The following is a 22826-nucleotide window of genomic DNA, read 5'->3' on the forward strand; positions in this document are numbered from 1 at the left end:
TGGGCGGATGCGCTCTCTTCTCGTTTGCTTCGTGTTGCTCGCGCTGTGGGCCGCTCCCTCGGTGGCGGCTGTTCCCACCGGCTTCCAGGAAACGAAGTACAGCTCCTCGGCTCTCACTCCCGCCACCGGTCTCGGCTGGGCACCGGATGGCTCGGGACGGCTCTTCCTGCTCAACAAGAATGGCACCGTGCGCATCGCGACGATGCGCGACGGGGAGCTCGTCAAGCAGGGCACCTCGCTGGCGACGGCGGTGTTCGCCACCGAGTCCGTCTACACCAACAGCGAGTGCGGCCTTATCGGCCTGGCGTTCGATCCGAACTACGCCGTCAACCGCTACGTCTACCTGTTCCTGACGGCGCCCGGCGGCACCAAGCAGATGATCGTCCGCTACACGGATGCCAATGGGGTGGGCACGGCGCGCACGGTCATCGTCGACAACCTGCCCACGGCCGGTCAGAACCATGACGGCGGGGCGCTGGGCTTCGGGCCGGACGGGAAGCTGTACTGGGCCATTGGAGACCTGGGCAATGGCACGGGAGTGAATGCGGATCTCACCTCGCTGGCGGCCAAGGTGGGCCGCGCCAACCTGGACGGCACGCCCGCCAACGACAACCCCTTCAATGACGGGGTGGGTCCCAACAACGAGTACATCTGGGCGCGGGGCTTCCGGAACCCGTTCACCTTTACGTTCCAGCCCGCCACGGGGAAGCTGTGGGTGAACACGGTGGGCACGGGCTACGAGCAGATCTTCGTTCCCATCGAGAGAGACAACGCGGGCTACAACGCCTACGAGAACAACCAGCCGGCCAACGGGTACATCACCCCGGTCATCAAGTACCGGACCAACGGCACGGACACGCGCACCTTCACAGCGAATGGAGCGGTGCGCAGCGGGGGCGTGGCCACCTTCACCACCACGGAGGCGCACTTCTTCCGCAAGGGCGAGAAGATCACCGTGTCCGGGGTGACGAACACGGGCTTCAACGGCACGATGTACGTGGCGAGCACCCCGAACGCCACCACGTGGACGGCGGCGCAGGCCGGTCCGGACGCCATGAGCGGCGGAGGGCAGGCCGTCACGGACAACCTGGGCGGCTCCATCACGGGCGGTACCTTCTACGACTCGACGCTCTTCCCGGCGGAGTACCGGGGCAACTTCTTCTTCGGCGACTACAACTCGCACCGGCTGGTGCGCGCCACGCTGGCCTCGGACAACTCGGTGGCCACGGTGGACTCGTGGGGCACGGACTTCACCCAGGCCGTGGACATGGACGTGGGGCCCGATGGCGCGCTGTATGTGGTGGGCGTCACCTCGGGCAGCGTCACCCGGGTCATGCCCGCGCAGGTGGCACAGAAGCTCATCGTCTCCGGGCTGAACCTGCGGGTCGTCGAGGGCGGCCAGCTGGTCTTCACCGTGCGGCTGGCTCAAGCGCCCACGGCGGATGTCACGGTCAGCGTGCAGCGGGTCTCGGGGGATGGGGACCTGACGGTGGCCAGTGGCGCGCTGCTCACTTTCACTCCCGCCAACTGGAACCAGCTCCAGCTCGTCACGATTGCGTCGGCCGAGGATGCGGACTCCACCCCCGATACAGCCTCCTTCGAGGTGGCCGCGCAGGGCCTGAGCACGGAGACGGTGGTGGTGACGTCCATCGACAACAACGCGGCGCGGCTCGTGCTGTCCAACACGGCGCTGACGCTGGACGAGGGCGGGAACGGTACGTTCACAGTGGCGCTGTCCAAGCGGCCCACGAGCAACGTCAGCGTCACGGTGGCACGGACCGAGGGGGACTCGGATGTCTCCGTCACGGGGAGCGCGACCCTGAGCTTTACGGTGGGCAACTGGAACACGCCGCAGACAGTCACCGTGGCGGCTGCCGAGGACGCGGACAACGTGAACGACACCGCGACGCTCACCCTGGCCATCCCGGAAGCGGATGCGCGCACCGTGTCCGTCACCGTGAGGGACAATGTGCCGTCGGCTCCGGCCATCCTCTCCACGCCCGTCACGAACGCGGTGGTGGGGGCTCCGTACCGCTACGAGGTGCAAGCCCAGGGCCTGCCCACGCCCACCTTTTCTCTGACGAGCAATGTTTCGGGGCCGGTCATCGATGCGAGTACGGGCGTCATCCGCTGGACGCCCACGGTGGTGGGCCTCGTGGACGTGACAGTCCGCGCGGCCAACGGGGTGAGCCCGGATGCGGAACAGACCTTCCAGATCACCGTCAAGGCGGACGAGCCCCCTCGCGCGGTGCTCACGAGGCCCACGGAGGGGGAGCGCGTCGCCGGGGCGATGGCGGAGTTCTTCGGCGACTGCTTGGACGACGTGGGCTGCACGAAGGCGGAGTTCTACGTGGACGGGGTGCTGGGGAGCACGGATGCGCAGACCTCCGGGCACTACCACTATGGTGGCGAGCACAACCGGTGGGACACGACCTCGCTGACGCCCGGGGCCCATCAGGTCCGCATGGTCGTCTACGACACGACGGGCAGGAGCGCAGCGGCCGAGGTCAAGGTGTGCGTGGGAGACGGCCCGTGCGTGACTTCCGAGCCGGAGGAGCCGGAAGAGCCGGAGGTGCCGGAAGAGGAGGGTGGGTGTGGCTGCGGTGCGGGAGCCGGCGGTGCGGCGGCGTGGCTGGCGGTGGTGCTGTTCCTGCGGCGCCGGCGCACGTAGTCCGCCGCTCCGAGGCGCGGCGGCTCGGGGTCAGCGGTCGATGACCCAGCGGATGGACGTGGACGCCTGGAGGTCGAGCTCCTGGCGTCCCAGCGTGCCCTCACGGCCGAAGAGCAGGGTGATGGGCCGGGCTCTCCGTCGAGCGTGTAACTCGTCGGAGTGTCCTGGTTCGTCGTGCTTCTCGGAGTCGGGAGCTTCACCGTCGGTCGAATGACCGATGCGGCCAGGACCGGGGGCCTGCCGCCGGTTTTGGCCGAAGTGGTCTGCTTGTCAGACCAGTTTGCGCTGGCTCCGGTGGTTCGGGCCGAAGTGGTCTGCTTGTCAGACCAGTTTTGAGCCTGCTCTGGTGGGTAGGGGCAGCGCGCATGTGGGACCTCTGCCGGTGGCCCCCTGGGCCGCAGGCCTGCTTGGCCGGCCATCCCGGCATGTGGGATCGCCTCGCTCCACCTGCGAGGGAGGGTGACCTTTGGAAGTGCTTGGAATCCTTGGCAGATCCACGAATGTCAGACCGGCCGTGTAAGCGAGCCTCCGCCCGGTGCTTGGACCGGAAGCTGGAGTGTTGGAGGCTGCGCGCGCGGCCGAGGAGGGGTGGTACTGGATGCGTCTGCTGCACACGTCGGACTGGCACCTGGGGCACACGCTCTATGACGTCTCTCGCGAGGCGGAGCATGCGGCCTTTCTCGACTGGCTCCTGGTCACCCTCGAGGCCGAGAGCGTCGATGCGCTCCTCATTGCGGGCGACATCTTCGACACCGCCAACCCCAGCGCCGAGGCCCAGGCAGCCTGGTACCACTTCATCGCCCGCGTCCGCCGTAAGCTGCACAAGCTCGATGTCGTCGTGATTGGCGGCAACCATGACTCGGCGGCTCGCCTCGATGCGCCAGACCCCCTCTTTGCTGCCCTCGGGGTGCGCGTGGTGGGCGGGCTGCCTCGGGCCCAGGGGTCGCTCGACTTCGAGCGCCTGCTGGTGCCCCTGCATGACTCGCGCGGCCGGGTGAAGGCGTGGGTGGCCGCTGTGCCGTACCTGCGCCCCTCGGACCTGCCGATGGTGCAGACCGAGGGAGACCGGCTCATTGAAGGTGTGCGCGAGGTGTATGGCCTCACGCTGGAGTCGGCTCGCCGGCGGAAGCAGTCCGGTCAGGCCCTGGTGGCCATGGGGCACTGCTACATGACGGGCGCCGAGCTGTCCCTGCTCAGTGAGCGGAAGATCCTCGGCGGCAACCAGCATGCGCTCCCCGTGGACCTGTTCCCTGCTGACGTGGCCTATGCGGCGCTCGGGCACCTGCACAAGGCTCAGCGCGTGGGCGGCCACGAGGGCGTGCGCTACAGCGGCTCTCCCATTCCGCTCTCCCTGAGCGAGGCGCACTACCGCCATCAAGTGCTTCTGGTGGAGCTGGACGGCGAGGGGCTCGGCACGGTGCGTCCGCTGTCCGTGCCGCGCACCGCGGAGATGCTCCGCGTCCCCGCTCGGGAGGCCGTCCCATTGGAGGAGGTGCTGGAGCAACTGGCCGCGCTGCCCGCGCTGGAGCCGGACATGCCCGAGCGGAACCGGCCTTATTTAGAGGTGTGTGTCTCCTTGCCTCGGCCTGAGCCGTTGCTGCGTCGCAAGGTGGAGGCCGTGCTGGAGGGCAAGGCGGCGCGCCTCGTGAAGTTGACGCCTTCGTACACTGGTACGGGGCATGCGCTGGCGGAGACGCAGCCGGGCATTTCGCTGCGGGAGCGCACCCCCGAGGAGGTCTTCAAGGCCCGCTACGCCCGCGACTATCAGGAGCCCATGGCGCCTGCCCTGCTGGAGTCCTTCCACACGCTGCTCACCGCCGTGCAGGAGGACGCGTCATGAGGATCCTCGCCATCCGCGGTCAGGACCTCACCAGCCTCGCCGGCGAGTTCGCGCTGGAGCTGGACCAGCCGCCGCTCGACAAGCTGGGACTGTTTGCCATCACGGGCGCCACGGGCTCGGGCAAGAGCACCCTGCTGGATGCCATGTGCCTGGCCCTCTTCGATCGCACGCCTCGGCTCGAGGGCCATGGGGGCGTCGCGGTGGGACGGCCCGGCGAGGACAAGGAAGAGCGGCTGCTCTCGCATGACGTCCGGGGCCTGCTGCGGCGCGGCGCCGTCGAGGGGTACGCCGAGGTGGATTTCCTGGGGAGTGACGGGCGGCGCTATCGCTCGCGGTGGTCCGTGAGACGCGCGCGCAAGAAGACCGATGGGCGCCTGCAGTTCCAGGAGCTGACCCTCACCGATGTGGCCACGGGCCAGACCTTCGGCCGCACCAAGTCCGAGGTGCTCAAGGCCATCGAGCAGCGGCTGGGGCTGTCCTTTGATCAGTTCCGCCGTTCAGCGCTGCTGGCGCAGGGCGAGTTCGCGGCGTTCCTCCGTGCCAACTCCAACGAGCGCGCGGAGCTGCTGGAGCGCATGACGGGCACGGAGATCTACAGCCGGGTCTCCATCGCCGCGCACGAGCGCAACAAGGAAGAGCAGGAAGAGCTGGTGCGCATGGAGGCGGGGCTGGCCGCCATCTCGCGCCTGTCGGATGAGGAGCGCGCCGCGGTCGAAGGCGCGCTCAAGACCCAGGAAGAGGCACGGGCCGCTGCGGAGAGGGTGCTCGCGGAGGCCTCGGCTTCGGTGGAGTGGTACGCGACGCGGGCAAAGCTGGTGACCTCCGAGCGCGAGGCCGTTGAGGGGATGTCTCGGGCGGCGGAGGCGGTGGAGGCAGCGGCACCTCGGGAGGCCATGCTGGCTCGCGTGCGCGCGGCGGAGGCGTTCCGCGCTCCCGTGGCCACCATTGAGGGCAAGGAGCGGGCGCTGGCGGAGGCCTCGGCGGCCCAGGTGCGGTTGGCGGCGGAGGCGGAGAAGGCACTGGCAGCGGCAGGGGCTCGGCAGACGGAGCTGGGGCAGACGGAGCGGTCTCGTACTGCGGCGCTGGCTGCGGAAGAATCCGCGGGCCCGGCGCTCACCGAGGCGGCCCAGCTGGATGCGCAGCTCGCCGTGGAGCGGCAGAAAGCCACGGAGGCATCTCAGCGGGCGGCGGCGTCTCGGACGGCTGAGGAGCAGTCGGTGAAGGCCCTCGCGGCCATTGCCGGGCAGGAGGCCGCGGCGAAGTCGGCTGCGGAGGCGGCACGCACGTGGCTGGCCGGGCACGCTCCGTTGGAGGTGCTCGCGCGCGAGTGGCCCCGCTGGGAGGCCGAGCTGGGCCGCTACGAGCGGGCCGCCGTGGGAGAACAGCAAGCGAAGGCGGACGTGGCCCGGCTGAGCAAGGAGGAGCTCAAGCTGCGCGAGGCGGCGGAGCTGCGCCGTCAGGAGCGGCAGAAGGCCTCCGAGGCCATGGAGCAGGCGCAGGCCCGCGCCACCCACGCCGAGGCTGCCGTGGGCGTGGATGCGGGCGCGGCCCGGCGTGAGCTTCGCAAGTCCCTGCTCGCGCGTCAGGAGGCACTGCGGACGCTGGGCAAGGCCCAGGAGGGCACTGCCGCCGCAGCCACGGCAGAGCAGGAGGCTCGCACGGAAGCGGAGGCCGCCCAGCGCGAGGCGGAGACCGCGGCGGCCGAGGCGCGGCAGATGGCTGGACGGCGCCTGGAGCTGGAGGCGGGGCTGAAGGAGGCAAAGCGGGCGCTGGATCGGGCTCAGGCGGCCCAGGGCCTTGCCTCGCACCGAGCGGCGCTGCGCGAAGGAGAGCCCTGTCCGCTGTGCGGCGCGACCGAGCACCCCTATGGCCGCGCCGAGGCCGCGCTGGAGGCGCTCGTTGTGGAGGCCTCCACGCGCGTTGAATCGCTGGAGACGGAGCGGACCGCAGCGGCCCAGAAGGAAGCGGCAGCGCTCGCGCGGGAGAAGGCCGCGCAGCCCCGGCAGGCTCAGGCGGAGACCCGGCGGACCCAGGCCGCCTCCAAGCGTGAGGCGCACCGCGAGGCGTGGACGAAGGCGCGCGCGCTCCTCCAACAGCCGCTGCCCCCGGAGCAGGCGGAGGATTCAGGGGCCCGAGCGTGGCTCGATGAGGCGCTGAAGGAGGCCGAGGCGCGGCTCGCCGCAGTGAACGCCGAGGAGGAGGCCGCGGAGACACGGGCTCGGGCGGCGCGAGAGGCCCGTGCCGCGCTGGAGGCCTGCCGCGATCGGCTGGAGGCCGCCAGTGATGCGCTGCGGCTCGCGGAGACCGCGTTCACGGTGGCCGAGCGCTCGCTGCGCGAGTCCGAGCGTCAGGCGGACCAGCAGGGCATCGCGCGGCGCCAGGTGCTCACCGACTTGGCTCCCGCCTTCACGGGCTGGCGCGAGTGGGAGGCCCGGCTCGCGGCCGATCCCGGTGGATTCCGGAAGTCTTGTGCGACACAGGTGGCGGACTGGAACACGCACGACGAGGCGTTCCGGAATGCCCAGGCCCGTGAGACCAAGGCCCGTGAAGAGCGGGCCGCCGCCGAGGCACGCAAGGAGGCCCAGCGCGAGACCGCCGAGGCGGATGCCCGCGCCTGGAAGCGCGCGGACGAGGCCCTCCGGCAGACGCAGGCCGCCCGTGCGAAGGTGCTGGAGGGCCGCCCCGTGGAGCAGGTCCGCACCCTGCTGCGCACGGCGGTGGAGTCCGCCACCCAGGGCTACGAGAAGGCACGGGCCGCCTCAGAGTCCGCGAGCCGGGCCGCCGCGGTGGCCACCGCTCGCGCCGAGGAGGCCGCCAAGGCGCGCACCGCCGCCGCCGAGGCCCGGGAGCAGGCCCAGGCCGCGCTCGATGCGCTGCTGCAAGGCCGGGGCGTGACGTGGGAAGAGGTCCGCCAGCTGCTCGCGAAGGATGCCGCATGGTGCGAGTCGGAGGCCCGGGCGCTGGCCGGACTGCACGAAGCCCACGCCAAGGCCCGCACGGTGCTCGAGGAGCGTCAGGCTTGGCGCTCCAGGCACGAGGCCTCCGGAGCGCCTGCCCTGCCCGAGCCGGAGGTGGCCGCCACCCGCGAGCGCGCCCGTTCGGAGGTGGAGGCCCATCGCGCCGCCGCCGCTGGCTCCAAGGCCCGGCTCGGCCAGGACGACGAGGCCCGAAAGCGCTACGGCGCCGAGGCCCAGGCACTGGAGGTGCGCCGCCGCGCCGCCGAGGTCTGGAAGACCCTGCACGAGCTCATCGGCTCGGCGGACGGGAAGAAGTTCAAGGTGTTCGCCCAGAGCCTCACGCTGGACGCGCTGCTGCTGCACGCCAACGCCCACCTCGAGGAGCTGGCTCGGCGCTACCGCCTCATGCGCGTGCCCGGGTATGACTTGGATCTCCAAGTGGTGGACCAGGACATGGGCGACGAGATGCGTGGCCTGGCGAGCCTGTCCGGCGGCGAGTCCTTCCTCGTCTCGCTCGCCCTGGCGCTGGGCCTGGCCTCGCTCTCCTCGGAGACGACCCAGGTGGAGACCCTCTTCATCGACGAGGGCTTCGGCACCCTGGACCCGGAGACGCTGGAGGTGGCGCTCGCCACGCTCGACGCGCTCCAGGCCACGGGCCGGCAGGTGGGCATCATCTCCCACGTGTCCGGCATGGCCGAGCGCATCGGCGCTCAGGTGCGTGTGGTGAAGCAGGGCGGGGGGCGCAGCCGCCTCGTCGTGCAGGTGGACGGAGGGCTCGCCGCGCTGCCGGAGCCACCCGCCTCGGGCTCGGGCAATGGGCGGAGGGTGGCCTAGCGCTTAGGGGGCGAGGCTGGCCAGGTACCGGTCCAGCGTCTCCGCGAAGGTGGGGTCATCGCTGAGGAACGCGAGCCCCACGCCGCCCTTGTACGGATCATCCACCACGTGGACCACCAGGGCGTCTCCCTCTAGGCGATCGCCGTTGGGCAGCCTCACGTCCACCCGGACAATCGAGTCCATGGGTGGCCGGTGCGCCGTGCGCACGAAGAGGCCGCCGTTGGAGATGTTCGTCGCGTGCTCGCGCACGAAGTCCAGCTCCGTGCGGAACTCCATCTCCAGCTGCACCGGGAAGCGCTTGTAGCGGCGCAGCTCCGCGCCCGTGGGTGCGGCGGCCTCGGGCTGCCCCTGCACCACCTCCCCCGCCTCCGCCACCTCCTCGATGGGCTCGATGGGCTCCACGTCGTCCACGGGCTCGCCCGCGACGAGCGGCTCGTCGGCCACCTCCGTCCCCAGCGGCTCGTCGACGATCTCCGCGGCCTCGACGGGCTCCGCCTCGGGGGCGGGGGCCGGGGCCGGAGCGGGCCGGTTGACGGGCGGCAGGGCCTGCTGAGGAATCAGCGGCTTCAGCCCACGCGCGACGATGCCTTCCAGGTGCTCCTTCAGGGTGCTGGCGGCCGTCCAGTAGTTCTCCGCGGTGATGATGTTGCCGGTGAAGGCCGCGGCCCGGAACGCATCGCGCTCGGCCTTGGGCATCTTCCACAGCTCTACCAGCGTGCCCTTGCTCGCCTTGATTTCCCAGGCGAAGCGGTCCATCTCCATCCGCGGGAAGTCGGACATCTCCAGCTTCAGCTCGAGGTTGGCCTCGTTCTCGCGCAGGGCGATGATGATCTCGACGGGCTGCGTGGAGGGCAGCAGCTCTTCGATGGCTTCCACGATGCCGGCCACATGACCGGGGATGGCGGAGCCGTTCCACAATGCTGCGAGACTGAAGGTAGCCACGGCCCAACACCATACCCGAGGAAACCGCCCTATCCACATATCGGCAGGTGGATGTTCACCCAACCCGTCGGGGAGTGGGCGGGACACCTCCCCTCTCAGGGCTGTAGCACCTGCTGCCGGACGGGCTCACCTCGACTTCAGGGGGCGCAGACCCGCAGGCGGCGCGTCCAGCCGGAAGACGGGGTAGAGGTTCAGCCGCGTGTCATAGGAAGGGTGGCGTTCCTGGAAGAATTTGAGCCGGGCGCGCGCATCCTGGGCGAAGGCTGCGTCCTTCAGGCGCTCCTCCCAGGCGGCCTTCACGGCCGGGTCCTTGGCCAGCAGCTCTCGGGCGAAGGGCTCCAGCACGTACTCCTCGATGTACTCTTTTCGCTCGAAGTGGTTGTTGAAGAAGCCCCAGGTGATCAGCGAGTCCGGGCCGGCCGGCTCCAGCAGGTGGGCGACCACCTCCACCCCGGGCTGGGCCACTGGCACGTACAGCGAGCCCGCGGGCAGCGCCTGCTTCTCTCGCTTCCACGCGCCCTGGGCGGCGAGCCCCTGGCGGCCCTCGTAGGACTGGGGCTGGAACTTCACCTCGGTGGCGCGGAACGCCTCCACCTCCGCGGCGGGCACCGTCTTGTCCAGGCGCTGGAAGCGCAGGCCGTGGGCGCGCAGCTTGGGCTCCACCCAGGCCGCGTGGGCGGCGGGCACCAGGTAGCCACCGGTGGGCAGCGTCACGGTGAGCTTGGGCACCACCTCGTCATAGAAGGGCACCTTCCACACCTGGGGCTTCGTGTCGTCGTACTTCACCACCCGCTGGTTGAAGACGGGCGACGTCTCGTGGGTGTAGGCGTAGCCGCGGAACTCGATGGTCCGGCTCTTCTGGGTGTGGTCCCAGGCGAGCGTCACCTGGCGCACCTGGCCGGCCTCGGCCGCCGCGTCCGCCGCCTTCGCCGCGGCCTGCAGGGCAGCACCGTTGGCGGCCACGTACTGGAGCGCGCCCTCCAGCACGTTGCGCGTGGTCTTCACCCGGTGGGCGTAGGGCTTCCAGGAGTGCGTCTCCACCAGCATCCCGAAGCGGTGGTTCACCGCCCAGTACGTCTGACTGAAGCGCGGAGGCGCGATGCCCGCGGTGAAGCCGGTGGCCGGGTCATCGTCCTGGATGAAGGAGGGGTAGAAGGTGACGGGGAGGTGCCCCTGGGCCTCGAGCCCTGTCACGAGCGCGTCCCGGAGCTTCAGGCCGAGGGCGCGCATTGGCTCGGGGCCGCCGTAGAGGGGCTCCATGGTGAGCGAGACGTCGTGCTCGAACTTGGCGCCGTCGGTGACGTGGAGGTCCAGGTAGAAGAGGGGGTTCCACGCGTGAAGGAAGGTGAGCAGGGCCACCGTCTCCGGGGCGTCCGCCTTCACATAGTCGCGGTTGAGGTTGAGGTTCTGGGCGGTGACGCGCCAGCCCATCTCCTCGGGGCCCACCTGGTTGGGGCGGTTGTTGGGGCCGAAGCGCTCGTGGCCGTCGATGTTGAAGACGGGGACGAACACCGCCGTCACCTGCCCGAGCACGCCCGGCAGCGCCTTGCCCGCGAGCACGTCCCGGAGCAGCCAGAAGCCCGCGTCCTTGCCGTCAATCTCTCCGGAGTGGATGCCGCCCTGGAAGAGGACGACGGGGCGGTTCTTCTTGGCGTTGGCGGCGGGGGTGAGGGTGCCGTCCGCGCTGGCCACGAGCGCGAGCATGGGGCGGCCCTCGGGGGTGGTGCCGAACGTCTCACAGCGCACCTTGCCGGGGAAGGCCTTGGGGAAGTCGCGGCAGAGGGTTTCCACCTCCGCGTAGCGGCCGGTGCGCGTCCAGCCGGAGCGCTCGGCGGTGGTAGTGAGCGGAGCCTGCGTGAGGAGGACAGCGAGGAAGGCGGGCAGGAGCATGAGCCCCCGCAAACCACACCCTCCGGCCCGGCTCAACCCTGTTGCACGTGGAGGCTCTGGCCCACGGCGAGCACGTGGAGCTTCTCGCGCGGCCAGTGGCGCCGGCTCCACTCGGCGTCCAGGCGCTGGGGCGGCTCGTCGAGCGGCTCGTCGGTGAGCTTGAAGGTGCCCCAGTGCATGGCCAGGAAGCGCGAGGCGCCCAGGTCCTCGAAGGCCTGCACGGCCTCCTCGGGGTTCATGTGCTGCTTGCTCATGAACCACGCCGGGTCATACGCGCCAATGGGGAGCATGGCCGCGTCGATGCCCGGGTGGCGGCGGCCAATCTCCTTGAAGCCCTCGAAGTAGGCGGTGTCGCCGGAGTGGTAGAGGCGAGCGCTGGAGCCCTCAATCACGAAGCCGCCCCAGAGCATCTCGTTGGGGCCCGCGAGCGCGCGGCGGCTCCAGTGCTGCGAGGGGACATAGTGGACGGTGACGGGGCCGACCTTCGTGGAGCCCCACCAGTCCAGCTCGGTGCAGCCCAGCCGTGAGCCTTTGAAGACGGGCATTTGGCCGAGGCCGGTGACGATGGGGGCGCCCACGTCCTTGAGCGAGGGCAGGTCCAGGTGGTCGTAGTGGTTGTGCGAGACGAGGCTGGCGGTGATGGGGGGCAGCTTCTCGGTGGGGACACCGGTGGGGACGTTGCGGCGGATGACGACGTTGATGGCGTCGCGCAGCACGGGGTCGATGAGGAGGGAGATGCCGTCGAGCTGCACGAGCCAGCTGGCATGGCCGAGCCACGTGAGGCGCGCGCCCTGGCCGGGGGCGGGTGGAGTGGCGAGGGCAGCGAGATCCGGCTCGACGCGGGGGACGGGAGCGCGGGAGGGGGACTTGCGGCGGAGGCCTCGGAGCTTGTCACCCACGGCCCACTTGAAGACGGTGTCGAAGCCATGGGGCCCACTGCCGTCGAGGTTCTTGAAGCGCAGCGCCATGGGGGGAACATTAGGCTCGCGAGCACCCACGATCCAGGAGCCCGGCGTGAACCCAGCGGAGAAGCGTTCAGAGTTTCCCAAGGGGCTGCAGCTGTTGCTGGCGGACTGCGATCTGGCGTGGCCGCTTGCGTTCCTGAGTGCGGACAGTCCCTGGAGCAGCCGGGCCTCCCGCATCCTGTCGGTGCTGGCGTAGCTACGGCGGTCTGCTGACTCCTGACGCCGGATATGCTCGTCATCCCATGACAAGACTCCGATGGCGCTGGATATGCCTGTGGCTGCTGGGGGCGTTGGTGGCTTGCGCCACGACGCAGCCGTCGGAACTGGAGCGTGCTCCCGATACGGATGAAGGGAACGCTCTCTCGTTTGAGGAAGCATGCGCGCAAGAGAGCAGCCTGCTGGCGATGTGCGATGGAAGCCAGTGCGGGCTGTTTCGCTGCCAGGAAGTCATGGAGCACGTTTCTTCGGGAATCGTGGTGCCCACGAGAGGTGGGCCGCTACTGCTCCCGAGGAGTCCAGTAAGCACGCAGCGTTACTGGGGAAGTGCGCAGGAGCCTCCTCGGGATTCTCGGCCGGTCTTCATCATCCCCTGGCGCCACAAGCCTCCATTGCTGCCCAGCCAGAAGGCGCTGCTGGAGGAAGCGGCCAAGGAACGAAGCAAGCCCCATGAGAAGCACCACATCTTTCCTCAGGCCTTCCGGGAGTGGTTTGGCAAGCAGGGCATCGCCGTCGACGCGTACGTGATACCGCTCAAGGTGGAGAAGCACCGGAGCATTCACCGAGGAGAACGCGGGGGGCCGTGGAACGAAGCGTGGAGACAGTTCATCAACGCCCGTCTGCAGGGGGCCCCGAAGGAGGAGATCTACCGGCATGCAGGCCAGCTCATCTACGAGTTCGAGCTGTTTGGGCCTGTGATGCCCTACTGGAAGCAGCCGCCATCGCTTCCCACGGAGTACTGAGGGGCCATGCGCTTCTATTGGTTACAGGACGTCGCGAGCCGCCGGTACTCCGCCACGCACACCGATGGGCACAAGTGGTGCCTGCCCGGCGCATCCTGTCCGGTGTGCCAGCGTTCCGGGGGCACCTCCGCGAGCGCCTTTCCCTCGGTGGATCTGTCTCACTTGCCGCCTCGGGAGCAGAAGAAGTATTCGGCGCGGCTGGAGGAGGACTTCGCGGAGTTCGAGCGGCTGCGCGAGCAGGTGCGCCCTTGGGTTCCCACAGGCGTCCCGCTCTGGCCAGGGACGGATTTCGGCCCCATGACGGCTTCCATTCAGGGAGAAGTGGGCCCGTTGTTGTTGGATCACCCGTGGATCCTGCTCATGAGACGGGAGTCGCTGGAGCACTTGCAGAAGGAGGGCTTGCAAGGGCTGAAGGGGTGCCGCACGGAGCTGCGCTTCCGCACGAAGAACCCACCCGAACTGCTGGAAATGGAGTTGCTGCCTCGGGGCAGATTCCATGCGGAGTGCCTGCCAGAACGGTCTCCTCCGTGCCCCAAGTGCGAGCGAGTGAGCCTCCAGCATCCCAAAGAGCCCGTGCTTGATGCGGCCACGCTCCCGAAGGACGTGGATGTGTTCCGGCTCGAAGACTCCGCAGGAATGATTTTGGGCACGGAGCGCTTCGTGGACGCGGTTCGCCACCTGGGGTACTCGGACGATCTCCTCTTCCGCGAGCTTCCCGTGCGCGCCGCATCGCCATATTGAGGCAGGCGGCTCTCCGAGCCAGTCACACCCAGCCCGTCCTCCTTATATAGAGAGGAGGATGCCTGCCCCGCCTGGAATCACCCGCAAGCTGCTCTTCGCCTTCGGGGCGCTCGTGGCGCTGTTCGCCGCCGCGTCCCTGTTCGCGCTCGGGCGCATCAACGAGATTCACGAGGGGACGCACGCCCTCCAGGCCGCCAGCGGCCGCGTCCGTGCCGCGCTGGAGCTCGCCACCGCCGTGCGAGACCAGTACGCCCACCTGGCCCACACCATCATCCTCGGCAACGACAGCCATGCCCGCTTCCACGCCGACGCCCGGGCACGCGTGGAGGCGCTCACCCGTAAGCTCTGGGAGCAGGCCCAGGATGCCGAGGAGCGCGCCTGGGTCGGTGACATCCAGGAGTCCGGCGATGCGCTGGACCGGCTCTACCGCGACACGCTGCTGCCCGCCGTGGTCTCCAAGGATCAAGCTGCGGTGACAGCCGCCCACGGCCACGCGCTGGAGCTTGTCGCCACCATCCAGGCCCGCGCGGATGCGCTCGCCCGGCGCTTCGATGCCTCCATTGGCTCGTTCGAGGAGCACGTGGGGGCCGTGGAACATGCGAGCTTCCTGTGGGCCGTGGTGTTCCTTGGAGGCGCCACCCTGTTCGCCGCGGGCGTGGGGCTCTACATCGGCAACTCGGTGGCGCGGCCGGTGGCGCGGCTCACGGAGGGCGCCTCCCGTCTGGCTCAGGGAGACTTGAACACCCGCATCCCCGAGGGTGCTCCGGATGAGTTCGGCCGGCTCGCAGCCCAGTTCAACCGGATGACTGAGGCGCTGCGCGCGCACCAGGAGCAGCTCGTCCAGCACGAGAAGCTCGCGGGCATCGGCCGGCTCGCGGCGGGCGTGGCGCATGAGATCAACAACCCGCTCGGCGTCATCCTCGGCTATGTCCGCCTGCTCCAGCGCAAGGCCGAGGGCTCGCTCGCGGAGGATCTCAAGGTGTTGGAGGAGGAGGCCGTCCGCTGTCAGCAGATCGTCGAGGGGCTCTTGGATCTCTCCCGCCCTGGCCGGGTCGCCGTGGAGCCACTGGCCCTGCGTGAGGTCTGCACTGAAGTCGTGGCCCGCCTCCAGGAGTCGCCGAAGCTCAAGGGCGTGGAGGTGCGTGTGGAGGGAGATGCCCCCGCCTGGGCCCATCCGCAGCGGGTGCGGCAGGTGCTCTTCAACCTCGTGGTGAACGCGGCCGAGGCGGCGAGCTCGGGCGGCCGGGTGGAGGTGCGCATCGAGCCCCAAGCCGGAGGAGGCGCGAGCGTGGCGGTGTCGGACTCGGGGCCTGGGGTGAAGCCGGAAGAGCGTCCTCGCCTCTTCGAGCCCTTCTTCACGACGAAGTCCTCGGGCACGGGGCTGGGGCTCGCGGTGAGCCAAGCCATCGCCCACGCGCACGGCGGACGCATCGAGGCGGATGCAGGCCCACTGGGCGGAGCGCGCTTCACGCTGCACCTGCCGCCGCCTCGGGAGGGCGCATGAGCGCACCGGACAAGCCGAGCGTCCTGGTGGTGGACGACAAGGAGAACATGCTCAAGCTGTTCTCGCGCATCCTCGGGGACGCCTACGCGGTGACGACGGCGGCGGACGGGGAGCGGGCGCTGGGGCTGCTGGCCTCGCGCGAGTTCGACGTGGTCGTCACCGACATCCAGATGCCCGGAGCGGACGGCTTCGCGGTGCTGCGCGAGGTGAAGCGGCGCTGGCCGGCCACGGAGGTGGTGCTCGTCACGGCCTACGCCAGCATCCCCAAGGCGGTGGAGGCCATGCGCGAGGGTGCCTATGACTATCTGGCCAAGCCGTTCGACCCTGACGAGGTGGCGCTCGTGGTGGCCCGGGCGCTGGAGCAGCGGCGGCAGCGGCGCGAGGCCGAGGGGCTCAAGCAGCAGCTCGCGGCGGCCCCGGACTTCCACGGGCTGCTCGGCACCAGCGCGGCGATGCGGCAGACCTGCGCCCTCCTGACCCAGGGCGCCGCGAGGGACTTCACGGTGCTGCTCACGGGGGAGACTGGCACGGGCAAGGAGCTGGCCGCGCGCGCGGTGCACGCCGAGAGCCCTCGGAAGGGCCGCCCCTTCGTGGCGGTGAACTGCGGCGCGCTGCCGGCGGAGCTGGTGGAGAGCGAGCTGTTCGGCCACGCGAAGGGCGCCTTCACGGGAGCCACGGTGGCCAAGGCCGGGCTCTTCGAGGAGGCCCACGGCGGCACGCTCTTCCTGGACGAAGCCGGAGACCTGCCGCTGGCGATGCAGGTGAAGCTCAACCGCGCGCTGCAGGAGAAGGAGGTGCGGCGCGTGGGCACCACCCAGCCCATCAACGTGGACGTGCGGGTGGTCGCCGCCACGCACCGGGATCTCCAGGCCGAAGTATCCGCGGGCCGCTTCCGCGAGGACCTCTACTACCGTCTCAATGTCTTCACCGTGCGGATGCCCGCCCTGCGAGAGCGGCGCGAGGACATTCCGCTGCTCGCCATGCACTTCCTGGCCAAGGCAGGCCGCCCTCTCGAAGGCTTCACCCCCGAGGCGCTCCGCACCCTGACGGCGTACGCGTGGCCGGGCAATGTGCGGCAGCTCGAGAACGCCGTGGCGCGGGCGGTGGCGGTGGCACCGGGGCCTCGCATCCGCCCCGAGGATCTGCCGCCCGAGCTGAGCCCGTCCTCCAGCGGTGGAGGCCCGCTGCCCGCCGAGAGCCTGGCCAAGATGCCCTACCGCGAGGCCGTGGACAGCGCCCGGGATGCCGTGTCGCGCGAGTACCTGGTGGCGCTGATGCAGGAATTCGGCGGAAACGTGACCCACGCCGCCGAGCGCGCCGGCATGGAGCGCGAGAGCCTCCACCGGCTCCTCAAGCGCTACGGCGTGCGCTCCGACGACTTCAAACGCTCGGAATGACTGGGTAACGCACTGCACTGCAAAAGCCGCAGAACATGTTGCGGGAAATGTAGGTGTAGGTAGCAACTCTGGTTCTCAGCGCTCGATAAATGGGCAGGGTCTCTTTTTCCAAGAAATGAGCTTCTGCCCATGACCGCCGTCAGCGCCGCCCAGCGTACCGCCCAGACCTCCTTCGCCGCCGTCGCCGCCAGCGATCCCACGCTGCGCCAGGGCGCCAAGGGTGCGTCCGTGACGCAGCTGCAGAACCTGCTGCGCAACAAGGGCTACAACATCGCGGCGGATGGGGACTTCGGCCCGAAGACGACTGCGGCGGTGAAGAGCTTCCAGTCCTCGCGCGGGCTGACTGCGGATGGAATCGTGGGCCCGAAGACGTGGGCGGCGCTGCGCGGCGGCGTCGTGTCCAACCCGGGCACGCCCGCGGGCGGCAAGCAGGTGACGGCGTACACCAACGGCCGGCCCTCCACCATCACCGTGGTCCCCGTGGGCAACGGCCAGTACATGCGCGCGGACGCCGCCCGGAACTTCAAGGCCATGCAGGCCGCGGCCGCCAAGGCCGGCGTCAACCTGTCGGCCACCAGCGGCTTCCGCACCATGGAGCAGCAGCGGGTGCTCTACCAGAAGTACCTCAACGGCACGGGCAACCTCGCCGCCAAGCCGGGCTACTCCAACCACCAGAACGGCATCTCCATGGACGTGGGTGGCATTGGCAGCTACAGCAGCAAGGCCTTCAACTGGATGAAGAACAACGCCGCCAAGTACGGCTTCCAGAACGACGTGCGCGGCGAGTACTGGCACTGGACGTTCAAGGGCTAATTTCAGCCTGTGTGAAATCCGCCTTCCCCGCACTGAGCACTGGCGATCCGAGGCCGGTGCGGATAGTCACGGCCCCGCAACGGGAGGGGCTCGTGCATGTCACGGCCTTCCGTTGGTTCCCGCGCCCACGCAGGTGGGCGCCCAGGAGGCCGGATGCTCCAGAAGCTGATGCCCAAGTCGGACGAGTTCTTCGACGACTTCGACGCCCAGTGTGCCGTCACGGTGGAGGGCGCGAAGATGCTCCACGCCCTGCTGAGCGACTACAAGGACGTCGCTGCCCGCGTGCAGGCGCTCAAGGACGTCGAGCACAAGGGCGATGAAGTCACCCACCGCGCGTTCAACCGGCTGCACCAGCAGTTCATTACCCCGTTCGACCGGACGCAGATCCACACGCTGCTGGGCCGCATCGACGACGTGCTGGATTTGACGAACGCGGCGGCGGCGCGGCTGCACTACTACGAAATACAGTCCAGCCTGCCGGACGCCGTGGAGCTGGCGCGGCTGCTGGTGCTGAGCGCGGAGAAGGTCCGCGAGGTGGTCGCGGCGCTGCGGCTCATCAAGCAGCCGCAGCAGATCCTGGATGGGTGCAAGGCCATCAAGAAGCTGGAGACGCAGGCGGACGAGGTGCTGCGCGCGGGCATGGGCCGGCTGTTCAAGAGCGGCGCGGATCCGCTCACCATCATCAAGTGGAAGGAGATCTACGATCTCATCGAGACGGCCACGGACAAGTGCTTGAGCGTGGCCAACGTCATCGAGGGCGTGGTCCTGGAGCACTCCTGACATGCTGCTCACGGCTGTCGTCGTCATTGTCGCGGTCGCGCTCATCTTCGACTTCATCAACGGCTTCCACGACGCGGCGAACTCCATCGCCACGGTGGTGTCCACGCGCGTGCTGTCGCCGAACCTGGCCGTGGCCTGGGCAGCCTTCTTCAACTTCATCGCGGCGTTCAGCGGCGGAGTGAAGGTGGCCAACACCATGGGCAAGGGCATCATCAACTTCGACATGCTCAAGGCCCAGGGCTCCACAGCCGTGCTGATGGTCATCTTCTCGGCCCTGGTGGGCGCCATCGCCTGGAACCTGCTGACGTGGTGGTGGGGGCTGCCGTCCTCCTCCTCTCACGCGCTGGCGGGAGGGATGATTGGCGCCACGCTGCCGGTGCTGGGCTTCGCCGGGCTGATGGGGACGGGCATCGCGACCATTGCCGCCTTCATCGTGCTGTCGCCGCTCATCGGCATGACGATGGCCATCTTGCTGATGCTGGCCAGCACCTGGAGCGTCCGCAAGCAGACCCCGCTCAAGGTGGACACGTGGTTCCGGCGGCTGCAGTTGGTGTCCTCGGGCATCTTCTCGTTCAGCCATGGCACCAACGACGCGCAGAAGGTGATGGGCATCATCGCCGTGGTGCTCTTCGGCACCATCTGGAAGGACCGGGAGTTCCACATCGACTGGTGGATGATCCTCTCGTGCCACGCGGCCATCGCCCTGGGGACCTTCTTCGGCGGCTGGCGCATCGTCCGGACGATGGGCCACAGCCTGACGAAGCTGGCGCCCATTGGCGGGTTCGCGGCGGAGACGGGCGGCGGTGTCACCATCATCGCGCTGGCGAAGCTGTGGGGCATTCCGGTCTCCACCACGCACACCATCACCGGCGCCATCGTGGGCGTGGGCTCCACCAAGGGCTGGCGCGCGGTGAAGTGGGGCGTGGCAGGCCGGATCATCTGGGCCTGGGTCTTCACCATTCCGGCTTCGGCGACCATGGCCATCCTCGTCTACGGGCTCACCTGGGCCGTGGTGCGGATGGTGGGGTAGTTCCGGGCGGGGTGGGTGGGCGCCAGCCGGACTCCCGGACTAGGCTCCCTCCCAGTCATGGACGAGTCCGCGAAGTCCGCCCCGCCCTCGGAGGACGGGGAGGACTCCCCCCAGCCGCAATCGCGGGATGAGGTGGTGCCCTCTGCCGGGGATGCGTTCGCTCCCACGCTCCACCCGAGCCAGCGGACGGGCTCGATAGGGGGCGTGGCGCCCATGCAGGGCGGGTGGGACTTGCCCCTGGTGGAGCGCAAGCGCTACCTGCTGGATGGCATCGTCGCCGAGGGCGGCCACGGACGCATCCTGCGCGCGAAGGATCTCCACCTCGAGCGGCTCGTGGCGCTCAAGGAGCCGATTGCGCCGGGCTCGTCCACCGAGGACACCTTTCTGCGTGAGGCCCGCATCACCGCGCGGCTCCAGCACCCCTCTATCGTGCCGGTGTACGAGGCGGGGCGGTGGCCCGGCGGCCCGCCCTTCTATGCGATGAAGCTGGTGTCGGGGCGCTCGCTGGCGCACGTCGTGGAGGCCATGCGGACGTTGGAGGAGCGCCTGGCCGCGCTGCCGCATGTGCTCGCGGTGGCCGAGGCCATGGCCTACGCGCACAGCCAGCGGGTCATCCACCGAGACCTCAAGCCCTCCAACATCCTCGTGGGCGAGTTCGGTGAGACGGTCGTCGTCGACTGGGGGCTGGCCGAGGAACTGGAACGGCCAGAGCGCCACGCTCCCGGTACCGTCCTGGGGACTCCGGCCTATATGCCTCCCGAGCAGGCCGCAGGGCAGCCCGTGGACGAGCGCGCGGACGTCTATGCGCTGGGGACGATCCTCTATCACCTGCTCTCGGGCCGGATGCCCTACACGGGCGTCACCTCCCGGGAGATCCTCAAGCAGGTGGTTCGCGAGGAGCCCGCGCCACTGGCCCAGCTTCAGCCTCGGCTCCCCAAGGAGCTGTCGGGCCTGGTCTCCCGGGCGATGGCGCGCGAGCCCTCGCAGCGCTACCCCACGGCCCGTGAGCTGGCCGAGGACTTGCGCCGCTTCCTGCGAGGCCAGCTGGTGGCCTCGCACCGCTATACGCCGTGGGAGCGCATGATGCGCTTCGCTCGGAGGCACCGCGCGGCTCTGACGGTGGCGGCGGCGGCGGTGGTGGCGTTGATGGCGGGGGTGGTACTCGACCACCAGAGAATCCTCCGGGAGCGGGACCGCGCCGAGCAGAAGCAGGCGATCGCGGAGAAGGCGGAGCGCGAGGCCACGCAGCGCGCCGATGCGCTCACGTTGATCGACGCGCGCTCGCTGGTGGCGCAGTCACCCGAGCACGTCTTCTCACAACTGGCTTCGCTCTCGGCGTCCTTCACGGCGTGGGGCCAGGCGCGCACGCTGGCCGCGAATGCGCTGGCGCAGGGGATTCCCCTCACGCTCCGAGGCCATGCCGCCGGCCTCAACCAGGCCATCTTCTCACCCGATGGACTCCAGGTGGTCACCGCGAGCGACGACCGCACGGTTCGCCTCTGGGACGTGAAGGCGGGCACGTCACGGGTGTTGGAGACGTTCGGGGACGAGGCGTGGCGTACCCTCTTCTCGCCCGACGGGCGGAGCGTGGCCTCCAGCGGCAAGGACGGGCAGGTGCGGCTGACGGAGCTGGCCACGGGCACCTCGCGCCTGCTGAAGGGACCGACCCGGCCCGTCATGTCGCTGTTCTTCTCGCCGGACGGGCGCCGCCTCTTTACGGCTGACTACGGCGGAGAGCTCTGGGTCTGGGAGACGGCCTCGGGCGAGGGCCGCCGGGTGGGGACGCATGGCGACGAGGCGGTCGATGCAGGCCTCCTGTCCGATGGGCGGCACCTGTTGTCGGCGGGGGCGAGGGACCTCTCCGTGCGGTTGTGGGATGTGGAGAGCGGCACGGGCCAGCTCCTCGTCCGCCGTGAGCGGCCCATCCACTCCCTGGCCACTGCGCCTCAGGGCGGCGCCTTTGCTGTCGGCGTGGATGAGGGCCAGGTGCTCCTGTGGGAGGGCATGGGCCAGCCCATGCGGGTGCTGGAGGGGAAGTCCGGGCCCATCCACTCGCTGAAGTTCTCGCCCGATGGCCGCTGGCTGGCGGCGCACGCCGCCTCGGGGCCCGTTCTGGTGTGGGAGCTGCCGGGCGGGGCTCCCAGGACGTTCGCGAGTGCTCCCGGGTGGCTGGCCTCGCTCGCGTTTTCCGAGGATGGTCGGTGGCTGGGAGCAACGGGGCGGGATGGCAAGGCCCGGGTGTGGGAGGTGGCCACCGGCAAGCCGCGCGTGCTGCACGGTGCCGTGGCGCCGATTACCTCCGTGGCCTTCTCTCGGGATGGGGCGTCGGTGATCACCACCAGCCAGGATGGCGCGGGCCGCATCTACGACGTGGTGGATCACTCCACCCGTATCTTGGCAGTGCACACGGGGAAGCCTTCGGCGGATGCCTTCTCGCTGATGTCGCGCCACCTGCCGTTGGCCGAGCGCCAGAGCGCACTGATGAGCAAGGTGCTCGCCCTGGCTCCTACGAAGGATGGACGCCACGGGGTGTCCGTGGGAGGGCTGGACGGCCGGCTGCGCGTGTCCCGTCTGGACGGCACCTCCACGCAGGAGGTGCAGGTGGGGCCGGGCGAGCTGACCGCGGCCGATGTGTCGCCGGAGGGCTCTCGGCTGGTGACTGCGGGGCGGGACGGCACGGTGACGCTCTGGAATGAGCAGAGCCAGCGGCTCCAGCAGTTCACGGGTGCCACGGGGCCGCTCAAGGCGGTGGCGCTCTCGGCGGACGGAAGTTGGGTGGCTGCGGGAGAGGCCTCAGGAGGCATCTGGCTGTGGGAGGCGGCCTCGGGCCAAGGGCGGGTGCTGGGGCGGCACGAAGGTGTGGTGCGCGCGCTGGCCTTCTCTCCCGGAGGTCATCAGCTGGCCTCGGGTGGAGCGGATGGGACGCTGCGCCTCTGGAGCCTGCCGAACGGTGAGGGACGTGTGCTGTACCGCCACCAGTCGGAGGTCTCGGTGGTGGTCTTCTCACCGGAGGGCCAGCGGCTGGCTTCCGGGAGCGACGACCACACGGCGTGGCTGCATCGGTTGGAGGGGAACACCGGGCAGCGGCTGGACCTGGGAGGCGCGGGAGTCTCCGCGCTGGACTTCTCTCCGGATGGGACGCAGCTGCTGGTGGCCAACGCGGGGAGCTCCAGCATCCAGCGGTGGGATGTCCAGACAGGCAAGCAGCGAAGCCCGCTGCTGGGGCACACGCACATCGTGATCAGCTGGGCCTTCTCGCCAGAGGGTGAGCGGCTGGCCTCCGCGAGTGTCGATGGCACGGTGCGCCTTTGGGACCTCCAGACGGGCGAGAGCCGGCCGTTGCAGGGACACGAGGGACCGGTCATCCGCGTGGCCTTCTCCCGGGATGGGCGCCAGGTTCTGTCCGCTGGGCACGACGGCACGGTGCGGGTGTGGCGGGATGATCTGCCGCTGGAGCCTGATGAGCTGCGGGAATGGCTGAGGCAGGTGGCGTCCCGCTGACT

Annotated in this window: 15 protein-coding genes; 12 read left to right on the forward strand and 3 right to left on the reverse strand. The window is 69.6% G+C overall.

The features are described from left to right. Nucleotides 1-7 precede the first annotated feature (7 nt). From DB31_RS05360 to DB31_RS05370, 3 genes are all read left to right on the forward strand, one after another. Nucleotides 8-2671: a PQQ-dependent sugar dehydrogenase gene (locus DB31_RS05360; RefSeq protein WP_044183192.1), complete on the forward strand. Its 2664-nt coding sequence runs from the start codon at nt 8-10 to the stop codon at nt 2669-2671. Between the two features lie 598 nt (nt 2672-3269). Then, nucleotides 3270-4511: an exonuclease SbcCD subunit D C-terminal domain-containing protein gene (locus DB31_RS05365; RefSeq protein ID WP_044183953.1), complete on the forward strand. Its 1242-nt coding sequence runs from the start codon at nt 3270-3272 to the stop codon at nt 4509-4511. Continuing rightward, a complete protein-coding gene (locus DB31_RS05370) occupies nt 4508-8302 on the forward strand; it encodes an AAA family ATPase (protein WP_044183195.1) in 3795 nt (1264 codons plus the stop codon). Before DB31_RS05365 ends, DB31_RS05370 begins: the two co-directional genes overlap by 4 nt. Nucleotides 8303-8305: 3 nt before the next feature. Here DB31_RS05370 and DB31_RS05375 read toward each other — a convergent pair whose 3' ends face one another. The 3 genes from DB31_RS05375 to DB31_RS05385 all read right to left on the reverse strand — a co-directional run bounded on the left by DB31_RS05375 (nt 8306) and on the right by DB31_RS05385 (nt 12102). Beyond that, nucleotides 8306-9244, reverse strand: coding sequence for a TIGR02266 family protein (locus DB31_RS05375; protein WP_083968025.1), 939 nt, complete (start codon nt 9242-9244; stop codon nt 8306-8308). A 126-nt stretch (nt 9245-9370) separates the two neighbouring features. Continuing rightward, nucleotides 9371-11134, reverse strand: a complete 1764-nt coding sequence (locus tag DB31_RS05380) for a M14 family metallopeptidase (protein WP_044183202.1) — start codon at nt 11132-11134, stop codon at nt 9371-9373. Nucleotides 11135-11166: 32 nt separating this feature from the next. Beyond that, nucleotides 11167-12102 carry an MBL fold metallo-hydrolase gene (locus DB31_RS05385; RefSeq protein ID WP_044183205.1) on the reverse strand — a complete coding sequence of 312 codons (936 nt, stop codon included), beginning with the start codon at nt 12100-12102 and terminating at the stop codon, nt 11167-11169. 46 nt (nt 12103-12148) lie between these two features. Here DB31_RS05385 and DB31_RS48615 point away from each other — a divergent pair, with 46 nt between their 5' ends. From DB31_RS48615 to DB31_RS05425, 9 genes are all read left to right on the forward strand, one after another. Next, the gene (locus DB31_RS48615; RefSeq protein ID WP_157231839.1) at nt 12149-12295 is read left to right on the forward strand and encodes a hypothetical protein; all 147 of its coding nucleotides are present in this window, start codon (nt 12149-12151) and stop codon (nt 12293-12295) included. A 46-nt stretch (nt 12296-12341) separates the two neighbouring features. Further along, complete coding sequence (gene sitA6, locus DB31_RS46320) at nt 12342-13058, forward strand: SitA6 family polymorphic toxin lipoprotein (protein WP_083968026.1); 717 nt, start codon at nt 12342-12344, stop codon at nt 13056-13058. A 6-nt stretch (nt 13059-13064) separates the two neighbouring features. After that, nucleotides 13065-13799 carry a SitI6 family double-CXXCG motif immunity protein gene (gene sitI6 / locus DB31_RS05395; protein ID WP_044183211.1) on the forward strand — a complete coding sequence of 245 codons (735 nt, stop codon included), beginning with the start codon at nt 13065-13067 and terminating at the stop codon, nt 13797-13799. Nucleotides 13800-13857: 58 nt separating this feature from the next. Next, complete coding sequence (locus DB31_RS05400) at nt 13858-15303, forward strand: sensor histidine kinase (protein ID WP_044183214.1); 1446 nt, start codon at nt 13858-13860, stop codon at nt 15301-15303. Continuing rightward, entirely contained in the window at nt 15300-16700 is a 1401-nt protein-coding gene (locus tag DB31_RS05405) for a sigma-54-dependent transcriptional regulator (RefSeq protein WP_044183217.1), read from the forward strand. Before DB31_RS05400 ends, DB31_RS05405 begins: the two co-directional genes overlap by 4 nt. 129 nt (nt 16701-16829) lie before the next feature. Continuing rightward, complete coding sequence (locus tag DB31_RS51180) at nt 16830-17513, forward strand: M15 family metallopeptidase (protein ID WP_052419731.1); 684 nt, start codon at nt 16830-16832, stop codon at nt 17511-17513. A 153-nt stretch (nt 17514-17666) separates the two neighbouring features. Further along, nucleotides 17667-18293 carry a DUF47 domain-containing protein gene (locus DB31_RS05415; protein ID WP_044183220.1) on the forward strand — a complete coding sequence of 209 codons (627 nt, stop codon included), beginning with the start codon at nt 17667-17669 and terminating at the stop codon, nt 18291-18293. Nucleotide 18294: 1 nt separating this feature from the next. After that, complete coding sequence (locus tag DB31_RS05420) at nt 18295-19323, forward strand: inorganic phosphate transporter (RefSeq protein ID WP_044183223.1); 1029 nt, start codon at nt 18295-18297, stop codon at nt 19321-19323. A gap of 57 nt (nt 19324-19380) precedes the next feature. Continuing rightward, the gene (locus DB31_RS05425) at nt 19381-22824 is read left to right on the forward strand and encodes a WD40 repeat domain-containing serine/threonine protein kinase (RefSeq protein WP_052419732.1); all 3444 of its coding nucleotides are present in this window, start codon (nt 19381-19383) and stop codon (nt 22822-22824) included. Nucleotides 22825-22826 lie beyond the last annotated feature (2 nt).

Source organism: Hyalangium minutum (assembly GCF_000737315.1).
Taxonomy (GTDB): domain Bacteria; phylum Myxococcota; class Myxococcia; order Myxococcales; family Myxococcaceae; genus Hyalangium; species Hyalangium minutum.

Bases quoted from the DNA above. Each gene is read 5' to 3' on its own strand.
- DB31_RS05360 (WP_044183192.1), top strand. From the start codon at position 8: ATGCGCTCTCTTCTCGTTTGCTTCGTGTTGCTCGCGCTGTGGGCCGCT.
- DB31_RS05365 (WP_044183953.1), top strand. From the start codon at position 3,270: ATGCGTCTGCTGCACACGTCGGACTGGCACCTGGGGCACACGCTCTAT.
- DB31_RS05370 (WP_044183195.1), top strand. From the start codon at position 4,508: ATGAGGATCCTCGCCATCCGCGGTCAGGACCTCACCAGCCTCGCCGGC.
- DB31_RS05380 (WP_044183202.1), bottom strand. From the start codon at position 11,134: ATGCTCCTGCCCGCCTTCCTCGCTGTCCTCCTCACGCAGGCTCCGCTC.
- DB31_RS05385 (WP_044183205.1), bottom strand. From the start codon at position 12,102: ATGGCGCTGCGCTTCAAGAACCTCGACGGCAGTGGGCCCCATGGCTTC.
- sitA6 (WP_083968026.1), top strand. From the start codon at position 12,342: ATGACAAGACTCCGATGGCGCTGGATATGCCTGTGGCTGCTGGGGGCG.
- sitI6 (WP_044183211.1), top strand. From the start codon at position 13,065: ATGCGCTTCTATTGGTTACAGGACGTCGCGAGCCGCCGGTACTCCGCC.
- DB31_RS05400 (WP_044183214.1), top strand. From the start codon at position 13,858: ATGCCTGCCCCGCCTGGAATCACCCGCAAGCTGCTCTTCGCCTTCGGG.
- DB31_RS05405 (WP_044183217.1), top strand. From the start codon at position 15,300: ATGAGCGCACCGGACAAGCCGAGCGTCCTGGTGGTGGACGACAAGGAG.
- DB31_RS51180 (WP_052419731.1), top strand. From the start codon at position 16,830: ATGACCGCCGTCAGCGCCGCCCAGCGTACCGCCCAGACCTCCTTCGCC.
- DB31_RS05415 (WP_044183220.1), top strand. From the start codon at position 17,667: ATGCTCCAGAAGCTGATGCCCAAGTCGGACGAGTTCTTCGACGACTTC.
- DB31_RS05420 (WP_044183223.1), top strand. From the start codon at position 18,295: ATGCTGCTCACGGCTGTCGTCGTCATTGTCGCGGTCGCGCTCATCTTC.
- DB31_RS05425 (WP_052419732.1), top strand. From the start codon at position 19,381: ATGGACGAGTCCGCGAAGTCCGCCCCGCCCTCGGAGGACGGGGAGGAC.